Consider the following 540-nt stretch of genomic DNA (forward strand, 5'->3'; position numbering starts at 1 on the left):
GTTTCTTCTTAATCTCTTGAAAGATGCTGTATTCTGACTGTTTAGACTCATACGGTTTCTTATGTTTTAACATTGAAAAGGCTATTCGAATAAACTTGTTTCCTAGGGCTATGAAGGCCTTTCTGGCATGTTTCCCACGTTCTTTTAGTTTCTCATAATAAGGACGCAAGTCTTTATTATGTGAGGCTAGACATTTTCCTACTGTGTAAACCATGAAGCGTAAATTCTTATTTCCTTGTTTGGAAATGCGGCCATAGAACCCTTGAGTTCCCCCAGACTGGATTATGATTGGATTCGTTCCAGCTTTCTTGATCAATTGGCCAGCGTGTTCATATTGAGAGATATCCCCCAATTCACTAAAGAATTCAGCTGCCGTAGATACCCCGATACCAGGTACAGTTAATAGAAGACGTCCATCTGTTTCTAAAAGTGCTTCTTCAATTTCCTTTTCTAGTATACTTACATTTTCATCTAACCGTTTTAAGTCCTGTACTGCCAACTTTAGTAAAAGTAATTCAGCTGAAACTTCTTCCTTTGATT

At 37.8% G+C, this 540-nt stretch carries 1 protein-coding gene; it reads right to left on the reverse strand.

What is annotated here, in order from left to right; translation table 11 throughout:
- Window positions 1-540 (reverse strand): transposase (locus M3189_RS26455; protein ID WP_251639769.1); only part of this gene is annotated, 540 nt, incomplete at both ends.

This window comes from Neobacillus niacini (assembly GCF_023715415.1).
GTDB classification, from domain to species: Bacteria; Bacillota; Bacilli; order Bacillales; family Cytobacillaceae; genus Neobacillus; species Neobacillus niacini_C.